This is a genomic window from Burkholderia sp. BCC1972, from assembly GCF_905339605.1.
Taxonomy (GTDB): Bacteria; Pseudomonadota; Gammaproteobacteria; order Burkholderiales; family Burkholderiaceae; genus Burkholderia.
The window spans coordinates 56,406-71,340 of the sequence record NZ_CAJPGH010000029.1 but is presented as its reverse complement, the minus strand read 5'-3'; the positions used below and the strand labels follow the sequence as shown (position 1 = coordinate 71,340).

At 67.2% G+C, this 14,935-nt stretch carries 15 protein-coding genes; 4 read left to right on the top strand and 11 right to left on the bottom strand.

The window, feature by feature from the left end; all coding sequences use genetic code 11:
• Positions 1-23: 23 nt before the first annotated feature.
• Positions 24-263 carry a hypothetical protein gene (locus tag U5798_RS30925; RefSeq protein ID WP_322084196.1) on the bottom strand — a complete coding sequence of 80 codons (240 nt, stop codon included), beginning with the start codon at positions 261-263 and terminating at the stop codon, positions 24-26.
• A 182-nt stretch (positions 264-445) separates the two neighbouring features.
• Between U5798_RS30925 and U5798_RS30920 the strand changes: the two genes are divergently transcribed.
• Positions 446-1,687 (top strand): FAD-binding oxidoreductase, encoded by a 1,242-nt coding sequence (locus tag U5798_RS30920; RefSeq protein ID WP_322084195.1) that lies wholly within the window; start codon positions 446-448, stop codon positions 1,685-1,687.
• 22 nt (positions 1,688-1,709) lie between these two features.
• Here the strand turns inward: U5798_RS30920 and U5798_RS30915 are convergent, their stop codons facing one another.
• From U5798_RS30915 to U5798_RS30875, 9 genes are all read right to left on the bottom strand, one after another.
• A complete protein-coding gene (locus tag U5798_RS30915; protein WP_322084194.1) occupies positions 1,710-2,477 on the bottom strand; it encodes a FadR/GntR family transcriptional regulator in 768 nt (255 codons plus the stop codon).
• Between the two features lie 68 nt (positions 2,478-2,545).
• A complete protein-coding gene (locus U5798_RS30910; protein WP_322084193.1) occupies positions 2,546-3,436 on the bottom strand; it encodes an amidohydrolase family protein in 891 nt (296 codons plus the stop codon).
• A gap of 67 nt (positions 3,437-3,503) precedes the next feature.
• Positions 3,504-4,445, bottom strand: coding sequence for an ABC transporter substrate-binding protein (locus U5798_RS30905; RefSeq protein ID WP_322084192.1), 942 nt, complete (start codon positions 4,443-4,445; stop codon positions 3,504-3,506).
• Between the two features lie 77 nt (positions 4,446-4,522).
• Entirely contained in the window at positions 4,523-5,560 is a 1,038-nt protein-coding gene (locus U5798_RS30900) for an ABC transporter permease (RefSeq protein ID WP_124455197.1), read from the bottom strand.
• A 14-nt stretch (positions 5,561-5,574) separates the two neighbouring features.
• Positions 5,575-7,113, bottom strand: a complete 1,539-nt coding sequence (locus U5798_RS30895; RefSeq protein WP_322084191.1) for a sugar ABC transporter ATP-binding protein — start codon at positions 7,111-7,113, stop codon at positions 5,575-5,577.
• Between the two features lie 12 nt (positions 7,114-7,125).
• Positions 7,126-7,902 carry an SDR family oxidoreductase gene (locus U5798_RS30890; RefSeq protein WP_322084190.1) on the bottom strand — a complete coding sequence of 259 codons (777 nt, stop codon included), beginning with the start codon at positions 7,900-7,902 and terminating at the stop codon, positions 7,126-7,128.
• Positions 7,903-7,945: 43 nt separating this feature from the next.
• Complete coding sequence (locus U5798_RS30885) at positions 7,946-9,223, bottom strand: L-fuconate dehydratase (RefSeq protein ID WP_124455200.1); 1,278 nt, start codon at positions 9,221-9,223, stop codon at positions 7,946-7,948.
• 23 nt (positions 9,224-9,246) lie between these two features.
• The gene (locus U5798_RS30880; RefSeq protein ID WP_124455201.1) at positions 9,247-10,089 is read right to left on the bottom strand and encodes an ureidoglycolate lyase; all 843 of its coding nucleotides are present in this window, start codon (positions 10,087-10,089) and stop codon (positions 9,247-9,249) included.
• 57 nt (positions 10,090-10,146) lie between these two features.
• On the bottom strand, positions 10,147-10,911 hold the full coding sequence (locus U5798_RS30875) for an SDR family oxidoreductase (RefSeq protein ID WP_124455202.1): 765 nt from the start codon (positions 10,909-10,911) through the stop codon (positions 10,147-10,149).
• Positions 10,912-11,574: 663 nt separating this feature from the next.
• On the opposite strand from U5798_RS30875, the gene U5798_RS30870 reads away from it, so the two are divergent.
• The 3 genes from U5798_RS30870 to U5798_RS30860 all read left to right on the top strand — a co-directional run bounded on the left by U5798_RS30870 (position 11,575) and on the right by U5798_RS30860 (position 13,534).
• Positions 11,575-11,865 carry a DUF3331 domain-containing protein gene (locus U5798_RS30870; RefSeq protein ID WP_006484717.1) on the top strand — a complete coding sequence of 97 codons (291 nt, stop codon included), beginning with the start codon at positions 11,575-11,577 and terminating at the stop codon, positions 11,863-11,865.
• 167 nt (positions 11,866-12,032) lie between these two features.
• Complete coding sequence (locus tag U5798_RS30865; protein WP_322084189.1) at positions 12,033-13,019, top strand: oxidoreductase; 987 nt, start codon at positions 12,033-12,035, stop codon at positions 13,017-13,019.
• A 215-nt stretch (positions 13,020-13,234) separates the two neighbouring features.
• Complete coding sequence (locus U5798_RS30860) at positions 13,235-13,534, top strand: DUF4148 domain-containing protein (RefSeq protein ID WP_124455204.1); 300 nt, start codon at positions 13,235-13,237, stop codon at positions 13,532-13,534.
• A gap of 196 nt (positions 13,535-13,730) precedes the next feature.
• Here U5798_RS30860 and U5798_RS30855 read toward each other — a convergent pair whose 3' ends face one another.
• Positions 13,731-14,930: a TauD/TfdA family dioxygenase gene (locus U5798_RS30855; protein ID WP_124455205.1), complete on the bottom strand. Its 1,200-nt coding sequence runs from the start codon at positions 14,928-14,930 to the stop codon at positions 13,731-13,733.
• Between the last annotated feature and the right edge of the window lie 5 nt (positions 14,931-14,935).

The window sequence follows — 14,935 nt, the reverse complement described above, 5'->3', positions numbered from 1 at the left end:
GCGACCGCGATACGCACGTGCATTTATCGCTCGTCGGCCCCTTCGACGAAGATATCGAACCACGCGTTCATCACGGCCCACAATTCCGCGCGCTCAAGTTCGGTCGGACGCGCGTGCCACCATATCCACCCGCTCGCGTCGCCGTTGCGCAAGTCGACACACTGGTAATCGCCGCCACCGTTATGAAACATGGTTCGAACGAAATCGGGACACACGTCGAGCTTGCGCATCTGGTCGGGTGTCAGGTCGAGCTTGTCGGTCAACGAGGTCTGCTCGCCAAGCGGTTCCGGAATCGTCGCGCAAGGGCCACCTGCGAAGGAATGGCCGCGCGCCGCCTCTTGGTCCCCCGCACCACCGCGAGTATGCTTGCAGTTCGAACGATCTCCAACCAGGGCGCGCGCACCGTACCGCGGGCGAGCGCACCGCCAACCGTCATTCAACACTCATGGATTTCGACGTCATCGTTCTCGGCGCCGGCATCGTCGGCGTCTCCGCCGCGCTGCACCTGCAGGATCGCGGACGCAAGGTCGCCCTCGTCGATCGCGGGGCGCCCGGCGAAGGCACGAGCTTCGGCAACGCGGGGCTGATCGAGCGCTCGTCGGTCGAGCCGTATCCGTTCCCGCGCAGCCCGTTCACGCTGATGCGCTATGCGCTGAACCGCTCGACCGATCTCTACTGGCACAGCGCGTCGCTGCCCGCGTTCGCGCCGTGGCTCGCGCGGTTCTGGTGGGAATCGGCACCGCTGCGTCATGCGGCCGCTTCGCGCGACATGCTGCCGCTGATCGAGCGCTGCATCGTCGAGCACGACGCGCTGATCGCACGGGCCGGCGCCGGCGAGCTGATCCGCGCGAACGGCTGGCTGGAAGCGTTCCGCACACCGGCCGCGTTCGAACGCGGCGTGGCCGAGGCCGGCCTCACCGCGCGCCGCCACGGGCTCGGCATCACGCCGCTCGACGCGGCCGCGCTGCTCGCGCACGAGCCGAGCCTCGCGCCCGGCTTCTGCGGCGCGCTGCACTGGCTCGATCCGAAGAGCGTCGTCGATCCTTCCGCGCTCGTCAAAGCGTATGCGCAGCTGTTCGTGCAAGGCGGCGGGACGCTGCTCACCGGCGACGCCGCGAGCCTCGACGCACTGTCGCCCGGCTGGCAGGTTCACACCCAGGATGGCCCGGCCGCCGCACCGGCCGTCGTCGTCGCGCTCGGCCCGTGGTCGGACACGGTGTTCGGCAAGTTCGGCTACAAGATCCCGCTGCGCGAGAAACGCGGCTATCACATGCACTACGCGCCGTCCGCGCGCGGCGTGCCGTCGGCGCCGATCGTCGATCGGGAATACGGTTACGTGATCGCGCCGATGCGGCGCGGGCTGCGGCTGACAACGGGTGTCGAGATCGCACGGCGCCGCGTGCCGCCGACCGGCGTGCAGCTCGAGCGCGCGGAACGCATCGCACGGCCGGTGTTCGGCTTCGGCGAGCGGCTCGACCCGCATCCGTGGCTCGGCTTCCGGCCATGCACGCCGGACATGCGCCCGGTGATCGGCCCCGCACCCGCCCATCGCGGGCTGTGGTTCGCGTTCGGGCACAACCACCACGGGCTGACGCTCGGCCCCGTCACCGGCCGGCTGCTGGCCGAGATGATGACGGGCGAGGCACCGTTCACCGATCCGGCGCCGTATCGCGCGGACCGATTCTGACCGGTGGTGCGTCGACGCGCGCTCAGTCGAGCGCGCGACCGAAAATCCGGATGACCTCGTCGAGATGCTCGGCCATCGCGCGGCGCGCGGCTTCGGAATCGCGCGCACGGATCGCGTCGAGGATCGCGCGGTGTTCCCGTTCCGACCGGTGCGGCATGTCGTTCGGCATGTACAGCGACTGCAGCCGCTGGAACATCAGGTCGTACTTGTGCGCGAGCAACTGCTTGATCATCAGCGCGTAAGCGGCGTTGTCGCTCGCTTCCGCGATACGGATATGGAACAGCCGGTCGCCCGGGTGCGTGAGCGAGCCGCTGCGGTTGTCATCCTGGTTGCGCAGGAACGCTTCGTGAATCCCTTCGATCTGCGCGTCCGAGCCGTGCTGCGCGGCCAGCGACGCGGCTTCCGGCTCGATCAGACGGCGCGCCTGCAACAACGCGAACGGCGGGATTTCGGTGTCGAGGTCGAGCGCGATGCCGAGTTCGGGATCGATCTCGACGATCGAGAACGGCGCGACTTTCGCATCGGGTTCGGGGGCAGGCTCGGGCACTGCAGCTGCCTCGGGATGGCGCACCTTCACGCCGTCGCCGACGCGCACGCTGACGAGCCCGCTCACTTCGAGCGCGATCAGCGCCTCGCGCACCGACGTGCGCGACACGCCGAACTGCTCGGCCAGTTCGCGCTCGGGCGGCAGATAGTTGCCCGGCGGAAAATCGCCGGACTCGATCATCGCACTGAGCTTGTCGGCGATCTGCTGGTAGAGGCGGCGGTTCTGAATCGGCTGGATGGACATACGTTGATGCTGGTAATCGGTTTCGTTCCGGACGGCCTGACGAATCGGGCAGGCCGTTCGCGCCTATTCTATATGCCGCGCTTCACATCGCCCGGCACCGCGTAGCAACGCGCGGCCGTGCCGCCCCACAGCGCGCCGCGCTCGGCCGCCGACAACCGCGATTCGGCCCAGCGTTCGACGAGCGACGTCACTTCGTCATACGACGCCGCGAGCAGGCACACGGGCCAGTCCGACCCGAACATCAGCCGCTGCGGGCCGAACGCGTCGAGCGCCGCGTCGAGGCACTGCTCGATGTGCCGGATGTCCTGCGCGCGCAGTCCACGCTGCCAGTCCGCTTCGGTCACGAACCCCGACAGCTTGCACACGACATGCGGTAGCGCACCCAGCTCGCGCAGCGACGCGCGCCAGCGCGCGAACGCCGTCTCGTCGCGCTCGAACGCCGAAAGCGCAGGCTTCCCGGCATGGTCGAGCACGAGCCAGTGCGCATCGTGCGTCGCGCAGAACGCGCGCACGTCCGGCAACTGGCGCTCGAACACGAGCACGTCGTACACGTATCCGTTCGCCTGCAGCCACGCAACGCCACGATTGAACCCGGGATTCGCGACGAACGCGCTGACGTCGGCTTCGTCCTGCACCTGATGACGGAAACCGCGCAGCTTCGGGCTGCCCCACTCGGCAACCCGGTCGGCAAGCGCCGGCGCACCGAGATCTTCCCAGCCGACCACCGCCGCGATGCGGGCATCGTCGCGCGCGAGGTCGAGCAGGAACGCCGTCTCGTCGCGCCCGGCACGCGCCTGCACCGCGATCGACGCGCCGAGCGCCTGCGCATGCATCTGCGGCCACAGCGTGTCGGGCAGGTAGTCACGCGCGAGCACACTCATCCCGGGGCCGATCCACGGATAGTCGGCCGCACGATAACGCCAGAAGTGCTGATGGGAATCGATGCGTACTGCGCCCATGGTGCCCTCGTGTTCGGTTGCCGCGGCGGCGGCGCGCGTCGCCGTCGCCGCCGCTCGTGCACAACGCTCAGTCGTACAACACCGCCGCGATCTTCGGATCGTCGATATTGGTCTTGTCGTACCAGTAGAAACCGGTATCGATGACCTTCGGCAGCTTCTCGCCCTTGGTCGCCTTCACGGCCGCCTCGACGGTCTTGTAGCCGATCCCGATCGGGTTCTGCGTGATCGCGCCGGCCATCAGCCCGCTGCGGATCGCATCCTTCTGCTGCTTGCCGGAATCGTAGCCGACGATCACGACCTTGCGCTTCATCTCGCGCACGCCGTTGACCACACCGATCGCCGAGCCCTCGTTGGTGCCGAACAACCCCTTGAGCTTCGGATACGCCTGCAGGATCGATTTCGTCACCTCGGTCGATTTCAGCTGGTCGCCTTCACCGTACTGCACGGTCACGACCTGCACCTTCGGATGCGCCGATTTCATCCGCTCGAGGAAGCCGTCGCGGCGGTCGATGCCGGTGCGGCTCGTCTGGTCGTGCGCGACCACGGCCACCTCGCCTTCGTCGCCGATCAGCGCCGCGAGCTTGTCGGCGGCGAGCGCGGCAGCCGCCTTGTTGTTGGTCGCGGCCGTCGTCACCGGGATGTCGCTGTCGACGCCCGAGTCGAACGCGATCACCGGGATCTTCGCGGCCTGCGCCTTCTTCAGGAGCGGCAGCGCGGCCTTGCTGTCGAGCGCCGCGAAGCCGAGCGCGGCCGGCTTCTTCGCGATCGCGGCCGACAGCATGTCGATCTGCTTGTCGACCATCGCCTCGGTTTCGGGCCCTTCGAACGTCACCTTCACCTTGTAGTCCTTCGCGGCCTGCATCGCGCCCGATTTCACGGCCTGCCAGAACTGATGCTGGAAGCCTTTCGAGATCAGCGGGATATAGGCTTCCTGCGCCCGCGCGCCGGCCGTGAAGCCGACGGCGAACGTCAGCCCGACGATCGCGTTCAACACCTTGCTCCTGATCACTTCGCGTCTCCTTGGTTGGTCTCTTCTGGATACCGGCCGGGCCGGCGGTGAAGCGGATGCCTGCGGGCAGGCGTGCGTCAGCGGCGGCGCCGGCGCAGGATGTCGACGTACACGGCGAGGATGATGATCACGCCCGTCACGACCGTCTGCCATTCCTGCGCGACCGACATGATGCGCAGGCCGTTGGTCAGCACGCTCATGATGAACGCGCCGATGATGGTGCCGACGATGCTGCCCGCGCCGCCCGACAACGACGTGCCGCCGATCACGACGGCCGCGATCGCATCGAGCTCGTAGCCCTGCCCGAGCGCCGGCTGCGCGGAATTCAGCCGCGACGCGATCAGCAGCCCGGCGATCCCGCACACCGCGCCGCTGAACGTGTAGACGGCGATCTTCCATGCGTCGACGTTCACGCCGGACAGCCGCAGCGCTTCCTCGTTGCTGCCGAGCGCGAACGTGTAGCGGCCGAAGATCGTGCGATTCAGCACGATCGACGCGCCGATCGCGACGAGGAACAGGATCAGCACCGCGTTCGGGATCGGCAGCGCGGGGATCAGGCTGCCGATCAGCGAATCCTGCGCGATCGACGTGAAGCCCGGCGTGTCGTTGAAGTAGATCGGCCGCGTGCCCGAGATCACGAGCGACAACCCCTTGAGCAGCATCATCATGCCGAGCGTCGCGATGAACGGCGGCACCTTCATCTTCGCGATCACGAAGCCCGACACGCAGCCCGACAGCGCGCCGAACAGCAGCGCGGCCAGGATCCCGAGCGGCAGCGGCATCCCCCACTTCGTCAGCACGACGCCGGCCATCACCGCGCAGAACGTCATCAGCGTGCCGACCGACAGGTCGATGCCCGACGTGATGATCACGTACGTGCAGGCGACGGCCAGCACGCCGTTCACGGCGGTGGCCTGCAGGATCGACACGAGGTTGTCGACTTCGAGGAAGTTCGGCGAAGCGAAGCTGAAGAACACGATCAGCAGCACGAGGCTCGCGAACGCGAGCAGCTTCTGCCGTGCGGCCGGATTGAAGAAGCGCGACTTCAGGCTCGATGCGGCGGCCGGCGTGTCGCCGGAAGCCAGGGGCGGAACGGGATGCGTATCGTTGGACATGGTCAGCGTCTGAATCAGGACAATACGGTCGACTCGCGCTGCGTCGCGAGCTGCATGATCTTTTCCTGCGTGGCGTCGGCCGCGCGCAATTCGCCGGTCACGCGGCCTTCGCACATCACGAGAATCCGGTGGCTCATGCGCAGCACCTCGGGCAGCTCCGACGAGATCATCACGATTGCCTTGCCGTCGGCGGCGAGCGCGTCGAGCAGCTTGTAGATCTCGCTTTTCGCGCCGACGTCGATGCCGCGCGTCGGCTCGTCGAAGAACAGGATGTCGCAGTCGCGCAGCAGCCACTTCGCGATCACGATCTTCTGCTGGTTGCCGCCCGACAGCAGCCGCGCGGGCTGCGCGACCGACGGCGTGCGGATCGCGAGCTGCCGCACGTACGACTGCGCGGTATCGCGCATCTCGCGCGCATCGAGGAACACGCCGCGGCGCACGAAACGGCGCATGCTCGACAGCGCGATGTTGTTCTGCACGTCCATCCCGACCGCCAGCCCGAAATGCTTGCGATCCTCCGACAGGTAGCCGATCCCGTGCTTCACCGCATCGGCCGGCGTGCGGATCGTCACCGGCTTGCCGTGCACGCGGATTTCACCGGCGTCGACCGGATCCGCACCGAACACCGCGCGTGCAACTTCGGTGCGGCCCGCGCCCATCAACCCCGCGAAGCCGAGGATCTCGCCACGCCGCAGCGTGAAGCCGACATCGCGAATCGCACGGCCGCGCGACAGCCCGCGCACTTCGAGCGCAATCTCGTTCGCGGACGTATCGGGCGGCGTGCGGCTTTCCGTATCGAGCTGGCGGCCGACCATCATCGAAATGATCGACTCCATCGACGTGCCGGCCATCGGCACGGTCGCGACATACTTGCCGTCGCGCATCACGGTCACGCGATCGGCGATCTGGCGCAGCTCGTCCATCTTGTGCGAGATGTAGACGATGCCGACGCCGTGCGCGCGCAGGTCGCGGATGATGCGAAACAGCTCGGCGATCTCCGCGTTGTTGAGCGCGGCGGTCGGCTCGTCCATGATCAGCGCGCGCGAGTCGAACGACAGCGCCTTCGCGATCTCGACCATCTGCTGCTTCGCGACCGTCAGCCGGCCGACCGGCGTGCGCGGGTCGAGGTCGAGCCGCATCCGCTGGAAGATCGCGGCGGCATCGCGATTCAGCTTGTCTTCGTCGACGAACACGCCGAGGCGGCCGCGCGGCTCGCGGCCGATGAAGATGTTCTGCGCGACGCTCAGGTGGTTCATCAGGTTCAGTTCCTGATGGATGATGCCGATGCCGAGCGCCTGTGCGGCGCGTGGATCGGCAATCTCCACCGCGCGGCCGTCCATCCGGATCTCGCCGCCGTCGCGCTGGTACACGCCGGCCAGGATCTTCATCAGCGTCGACTTGCCGGCGCCGTTTTCGCCCATCAGCGCATGCACTTCGCCGGCGCGCAGGTCGAAGCGGCAGTCGTCGAGCGCCTGCACGCCCGGGAAGCGCTTGCCGATGCCGGTCAATGCAATCAGCGGCGGCGTGGGGTTCGGGTCGAGGTCGGGTTGCATGGAGCGCGGCCCTCAGCTGATCGCACGGTCGAGATGCGTGTAGCCGCCATCGACGAACAGCCACTGGCCCGTCGTGTGCGATGCGCGCTCCGACAGCAGGAACACGGCCGTATCGGCAATCTCGTCGGCCGTCGTGAAGCGTTGGCCGAGCGGCACCTTGCCGGCAATTTCCGCGATCTTCGCTTGCGGATCGTCGAAACCGGCGATCCAGTTCTGATAGAGCGGCGTCATCACCTCGGCAGGGATCACCGCGTTCACGCGCACGCCGTCGTCGCGCAATGCGACGGCCCATTCGCGCGTCAGCGCGAGCTGTGCGCCTTTCGACGCGCAATAGCCGCTCGTGTTGCCCTGCCCCGTCACGGCCGTCTTCGACGAGATGTTGACGATGGCGCCGCGCGCCGCCTTCAGGTGCGGCACGCAGTAGTGCGCCATCACGTAGTAATGGATCAGGTTGCGTTCGAGCGACGCGACGAACGCGTCGCGCCCGGCATCGAGCCCGACGCTGTCGTTGATGCCCGCATTGTTGACGAGGCCGTCGAGGCGACCGAAACGCGCGACGGTCTGCGCGACTGCGTCGCGGCACTGCGCATCGTCCTGCAATTCGACGGAAACACAGGTGGCATTCGGCTGCTTCCGCACGAGTTCGCGCCAGAACGCGTCGTCGGGCGCGTGCCGCGCGAACACCACCGGAATCGCGCCTTCGCCGGCGAGCCGCATCGAGATCGCGGCGCCGATGCCCGACGCGCCGCCGGTCACGATCACGACCTTGTCTTGCAGATTCAAATCCACTTCGCGTCTCCGTCGTTCATGTTGTCGGCACGCACGCCCTGCTTCAGCCGCGGAACCGGTACTGCTCCAGCGATTCGGGCTTCATCTCGATCGAGAAGCCGGGCGCCGTCGGCGGCATGTACGCCGCGCCGCGCACGACGCACGGTTCGACGAAATGCTCGTGCAGGTGATCGACGTATTCGGTCACGCGCCCTTCCTTCGTGCCGGAAATGCACACGTAGTCGATCATCGACAGGTGCTGCACGTACTCGCACAGCCCGACGCCGCCCGCATGCGGACACACGGGCAGCCCGTACTTCGCGGCCATCAGCATCACCGCGAGAATCTCGTTCACGCCGCCGAGCCGGCACGCGTCGATCTGCACGACGTCGATCGCGCCGCGCGCGATGAACTGCTTGAACAGCACGCGGTTCTGGCACATCTCGCCGGTCGCGACCTGCACGGGCGCAATCGCCTTGCGGATCTTGCGATGCCCTTCGACGTCGTCGGGGCTCGTCGGCTCCTCGATGAACCACGGCCGCGCGAACGCGAGCTCGCGCACCCAGTCGATCGCCTCGTCGACTTCCCACACCTGGTTCGCGTCGATCATCAGCTTGCGGTCGGGGCCGATCACCTCGCGCGCGATCGTCACGCGGCGGATGTCGTCCTCGAGGTTCGCACCGACCTTCAGCTTCACGTATTCGAAGCCCTCTTCCACCGCCTCGCGGCACAGCCGGCGCAACTTGTCGTCGCTGTAGCCGAGCCAGCCGGCCGACGTCGTGTAGCACGGGTAGCCGTCGCGCTCGAGTGCGGCGATCCGCGTGGCCTTGCCGGGCGCCTGCCGGCGCAGCAGTTCGAGCGCTTCGTCCGGCGTCAGGCAATCGGTCAGGTAGCGGAAGTCGATCGCGCGCACCAGTTCCTCGGGGCTCATGTCGGCGACGAGCCGCCACAGCGGCTTGCCGACGGCCTTCGCCCACAGATCCCACACCGCGTTGACGACAGCGCCGGTCGCCAGGTGGATCGCGCCCTTGTCGGGGCCGATCCAGCGCAACTGGCTGTCCGACGTCACGTGCCGCCAGAAACGGCCCATGTCCTCGCGGATCCAGTCGAGGTCGAGGCCGACGACGAGGTGACGCATCGCGTCGATCGCCGCGCAGCAGATTTCGTTGCCGCGCCCGATGGTGAACGTGAGCCCGTGCCCTTCGAGCCCGTCGCGGTCGGTTTCGAGCACGACGTAGGCCGCCGAATAATCGGGGTCCGGATTCATCGCATCGGAGCCGTCGAGCTGGCGCGAGGTCGGGAAGCGCACGTCAAGGACGCGCATCGATCGAATGATAGGCATGACGAACCGTCCGTAAAAGGAAATCAGGCCTGCACGGTGCGCTGGCGCTGCTCGCCGAGCCCGTCGATGCCGAGCGTGATCACCTGTCCGGCGCGCAGATAGACGGGCGGCTTCTGCCCGAGGCCGACGCCCGGCGGCGTGCCGGTCGAGATCACGTCGCCCGGCTGCAGGCTCATGAAGCGGCTCAGGTAGCTGATCAGGTGCGGCACGCGAAACACCATCGTCGCGGTCGTGCCGTTCTGGTAGCGGTGGCCGTCGACGTCGAGCCACAGCCGCAGCGCGTGCGGATCGGGCACTTCGTCGGCCGTCACGAGCCAGGGCCCAAGCGGGCCGAACGTGTCGTTGCCCTTGCCCTTGTCCCACGTGCCGCCGCGCTCGAGCTGGAATTCGCGTTCCGATACGTCGTTCACGACGCAGTAGCCGGCGACATGCGACAGCGCATCGGCTTCCGCGATATAACGGCCGCCCTGGCCGATCACCACGCCGAGCTCGACCTCCCAGTCGGTCTTCTCCGAGCCGCGCGGGATCTCCACGTCGTCGTTCGGGCCCGAGATCGCGCTCGTCCACTTGCCGAACACGACCGGTTCCTTCGGCACCTCCATCCCCGATTCGGCCGCGTGGTCGGAATAGTTGAGGCCGATGCAGATGAACTTGCCGACGCGGCCCACGCACGCGCCGAGCCGCGGCGTGCCTTCGACGAGCGGCAGCGACGACGGAGGAATGTCGCGCAGCCGCGCGAGCGACGCCGGGGTCAGCACATCGCCGGCGATGTCGTCGATTACGCCGGACAGGTCGCGGAGCTGGCCGTGCGCATCGAGCAGGCCCGGTTTTTCATGGTATTTGTCGCCAAATCTGAGCAGTTTCATTGCGTTGTCCGAATGGAAGCGGGAAGTGAATGGGGGAGGTCAGTCGGTTCGGCACGGTCAGTTTGACCAGCCGCCGTCGATCAGGTGGATCGTGCCGGTCGTGAACGACGCTTCGTCGGATGCCAGGTACAGCGCGAGCGCGGCCACTTCATCCGCGCTGCCGATGCGGCCGATCGGCTGGCGCGCAACGAACGCCTGGCGCACCTCGTCGGCCGACACGTGGCGCGTGCGCGCCTGGTCCGCGATCCGCTGCTCCAGCGACGGCGACTCGATCGTGCCCGGGCAGATCGCGTTGCAGCGGATGCCGCGCTCGACGAAATCGGCGGCCACCGCCTTGGTCAACCCGATCACGGCCGCCTTGGTGGTGCCATAGACGAAGCGGTTCGGCACGCCCTTCACGCTCGACGCGGCCGACGCCATGTTGACGATCGATGCGCCGCCGGCTTCGAGCATCGCGGGCAGCAGCGCGCGGATCAGCCGGTACATCGACGTGACGTTCAGGTTCATCGAAAACGCCCATGCGGCGTCGTCGCAGTCGAGGATCGAGCCGTGATGCACGTAGCCCGCGCAGTTGAACAGCACGTCGAACGCGCGTTCGCCCGCGGCGAGCGCCGCGATGTCGCTCGCATCGGTGACGTCGAGCCGCCGCGTGGCCAGCCGGCCGCCCGCGCGTTCGGCGTCGGCCTCGAGCCGCACGAGCGCGGCTTCGTTGATGTCGGTCGCCAGCACGTCGGCGCCCTCGCTCGCGAACCGCAGCGCGGTCGCACGGCCGATGCCCTGCCCGGCCGCCGTCACCAGCGCGCGTTTGCCCTGCAATCTCATGAGCGACTCTCCCGAAAAAGCGGCCACCCGTCGGCCGATTGGCACAAAGGACTAAAGGTCCAACCAATCATAGGAAGGGATCGCGCGTTTGTCACGAAATCGGGATTCAGTATTTACCCGAGCGGGAAAATCGGGCGGATGAAGAAAAATCCGTGCAGGACAGGGCCGGAAAGTCGCGTCCGGGTTTCGTACAAACCCAATATCGGCGCGTCCCTCAGCCGGTTCGTCGTACTTGTCCGCCGCTGCGGCCCCACCAAACTGACAAAAAAGTCATGTTCGCGTCAGGGTCTCAACGGGATCGGCGCGCCATCATGGTGTTGCCGGACCGCGCTTTTCAACCATCGCCTCCCCGCCCGCTTTCGTTCCTGCGGGCACTCCGTCCCCCGGCGATGGACGCCGTGACTGGGCGAGCAGACACGGTGCGCGGGCCGATTTTCCGCCCCGGACTTCCCCGTCCGGGGCGTTTTTGTCCGTGGTTTCCAAGAAAATAAGCGTGGATTGTTTCTAAATCGGCAAAAGGTAATTTGAGCCAGACAGGATGTTTTTTCCGGTCACAGACGCTTACATTTAGCGCACCACTCATGGAAACCGCTACGGATTCGCCATCGGGTAGTGACATCCACTGCCACGGCCGAAACCGCACGAGCTTTAGGAAACGGCAAAATGAAGGCCTCCAAATCCCTGCCTGCGCTCGATCCCGCCGACGTCCACGTCGAAATTCTCGAACGTTCCGATACGCTGCTCGTCGTCCGCTGGGTCGAGCCCGGTCGCTGTCACTACGGTGAACAGCGCTGGCGCCGCCGCTTCGCGCAGCGTACCGGCACCTGCGCGCTGTCGCGCCAGGTCATCCATCGCGGCGACGAAGTATTCCGACCGGCCGAACGCCCGGCACCTGCGAATGCGGCCGCGATGATCTCCGCCGCCGAGGTACTCGCACTGGCCGGAAGCAGGTAAAACCTGCCGACCGCGCGCGGAAGCTTGCTGCGTCACGCCGCGAGCACGTCCTAGAAGCGCCGGTCTAATTCCCCCGCTTGTCTGTCACGTCCGCCCGCACTATCGTTACACCACTCAATGTAACGATTACGTGCCGCGGCCGATCGGCCGTGCCGATGGAGACAGACATGCATGCATGGAGTGCGCGCCACGTCCCGGCGCAGGGCGGCAAGGTCGCGGTCGTAACCGGCGCCAACAGCGGTCTCGGCTGGCAGCTCGCGGAAACGCTGGCCGCGAAAGGCGCGACGGTCGTGATGGGCTGCCGCGACGCGGCGCGCGCCGCGCAGGCGGCCGACGCGATTCGCCAGCTTCATCCCGATGCACGCGTCGAAGTCGATCCGCTCGACCTCGCCGATCTCGCGTCGATCGCCCGTTTCGCGGGCGATATCTCCGAACGCCACGGCCGCGTCGACATCCTCTGCAACAACGCCGGCGTGATGTTCCTGCCGCTGCGGCACGCGCGCGACGGCTTCGAGATGCAGTTCGGCACCAACCACCTCGGCCATTTCGCGCTGACCGGCCATCTGCTGCCCGCGTTGCGTGCGGCACGGCGCGCACGCGTCGTGACGATGTCGAGCGGCTTCAATCGCGGCGGCCGGATTCGCGTCGACGACCTGCGTGCCGAACACCGCTACAACCGTTATCTCGCCTATTGCGACAGCAAGCTCGCGAACCTCGTGTTCGCGATCGAGCTGCAGCGCCGTTTCGAGCGCGCGGCGTTCGCGGGAATCAGCGTGGCCGCGCACCCCGGCTATGCGGCGACCAACCTGCAGTTCGCGGGCCCGGCGATGGACAGTTCGCCCGCGCGCGCCGCGCTGATGCGTGCGGCGAACCGTTATCTCGCGCAGCCGGCCGACCAGGGTGCGCTGCCCGCGATTCATGCGGCAACGTCACCCGATCTCGCGGGTGGCGCGTACATCGGGCCGTCCGGCTGGTTCGAGTCGCGCGGGCTGCCGGCGCCCGCGAGCGTGCCGCGCCCGGCACGCGACGTAGCCGCGGCGGCGCTGCTGTGGGAGGCGTCGGAAGCCGCGACGGGTGTGCGCTTCCTCAGTTCGGGTGCGCCGGCCGGACGCGCGGCGGGCCGGCCGTTCGACACGACAGCCGAAGCGCGCTGAACCCCATGCCGCCATTCGCAATATTCTTCATACTTATTGCGCGGACTGAAAAGAAAGCCCGTTGAAAGACTGATCCAGCGCGCCACTGTTACCACACAGGAAACAATTTATCGTCAAAATCGGCGTTTACCCTGAATCCTCTGGTGACTAAGATTTGATCAATCGCTCAAGACATGGTGTCGAGAGCGAACTCAATAAAACACCCGGAGGTCACCATGAAATCGCTCGTTTCCGCAGTCGTTGCCGCTGTCGCCCTGTCCGCTTCGTTCGGCGCATTCGCGCAAAGCACCGTGACCCGCGCACAAGTGCGCGGCGAACTGGTTCAGCTCGAACAAGCCGGCTACAAGCCGGGCGTGTCGAGCCCGTACTACCCGAACGACATCCAGAGCGCCGAAGCGCGTATTCATGGTGCCGACACCAGCGGCTACGGCGCACAGCCGGCTCCGCTCGTCCACTCGGGCGCCCCGGCAGCCGCATCGACGAACGCACGCGACTCGATCTTCTTCGGCCAGTAAGCCGATGCGCCCCCGGCGGGCGCCGCGCGTCGCGCGATGAAGTACGGCAGTCCGGACGAGCCCCTTCGCGGGGCTCGTCTTGTTTCATGAAACGCATACCTCCGCCGCCCGGCAGCGGGTGGCTTCGCCCGGACGCCTGGCGTCCGGGTGCTTTTTCGCGGCGGGGCAGGCGTGACGAAGCCGTATGCGCTGCCGATCAGCGCGCCGCGGCTGCGGCAGGCACCGATCGCGACAGCACGCGCCAGCGCGACAGCAACTCGTCGCGATCGACGTAACAGCCCTGCAGGTGGCGTCGGCCCGTCGACGGATCGAACTCGGTACGCGCATGCAGTACGCGCCGGTTGTCGAACGCCCACATGTCGCCCGCCCGCAACCGGCGCTGCACACGGAAACGCGGCTCGCGTGCGAGCGCGAGAAACCGCCGGTACGCGCGATAGACGGCCGCGACCGAGCCGGCCGGCGCATCGAGCGGCCCGCGCAGGAAGTTCGCGACGCGCACCTCCGTCACGTTGCCGCGCGCATCGAGCCCGATCACCGGCGCCGAACAGCGGTAGTCGCTGTGCGCACTCTTGTTCCAGAACTCGAACGGCGTCGACGCCAATTGCTCGAAATCGGCCGGATGCTCGCGCCGCAGCGCGTCGGCCAGCGCAAAGCCGTCGAGAAAGATGCTGTCGCCGCCCGTCGCTTCGTTGGCCAGGCAATGCAGGAACTGCACGCCCGGCTGCAACTCGCGTGTCGGCAGGTCGGTATGCGGCGGCAGGTTCAGCGACGTATACGCATTGCTGTCCGGACGCGGTTTCGATTCGACATCGAACAGCACACCGAAATTGCTTTCGCGGATCAGGCCGATGCGGCGCGCGATCTCGTCGACGCGTCCGCGCTCGGCCGGCACGCCTTCGACGAGCGTCAGCCCCGTGCGCTGCAGCGCGGCGAGCCACGCGAGCAGCGCGCCGTCGTCCTCCATCACGTCGCGCCACGCGAATACGCCGATCGCCGTCGCATCGTCGCCGGTCCATACATGCCGCCCGTGCGCGGCCAGACGCTCGGCGCGCGACGCGTCGTCGTATGCATGCGCACGCAACCAGCCCGGCGACCACGCGCTGCGATGGCCGTCGTTCCACTCGACATGCAGCGCACCGTCGGTTTCGACATGCACGGTGAGCGCCGACAGATCGGCGCGCGCATCGGCAATCTCGAACACCTGCTCGCGCGTGACCGCATGCACGCATGCCGAACACGCGCAGTTGTCGCGCAGCCAGTCGAAATGGAACGGTGATCGTCGCGTGTCGCTCCACTCGACGTCCACCGCCCCATCGCCGATCGTCGCCGCCGCGATGGCCGCGTCGGCCGAAAACGTCCGCCAGTCCTCGATACGGTGTTGCGCTGCTGCCTGCATCGTTG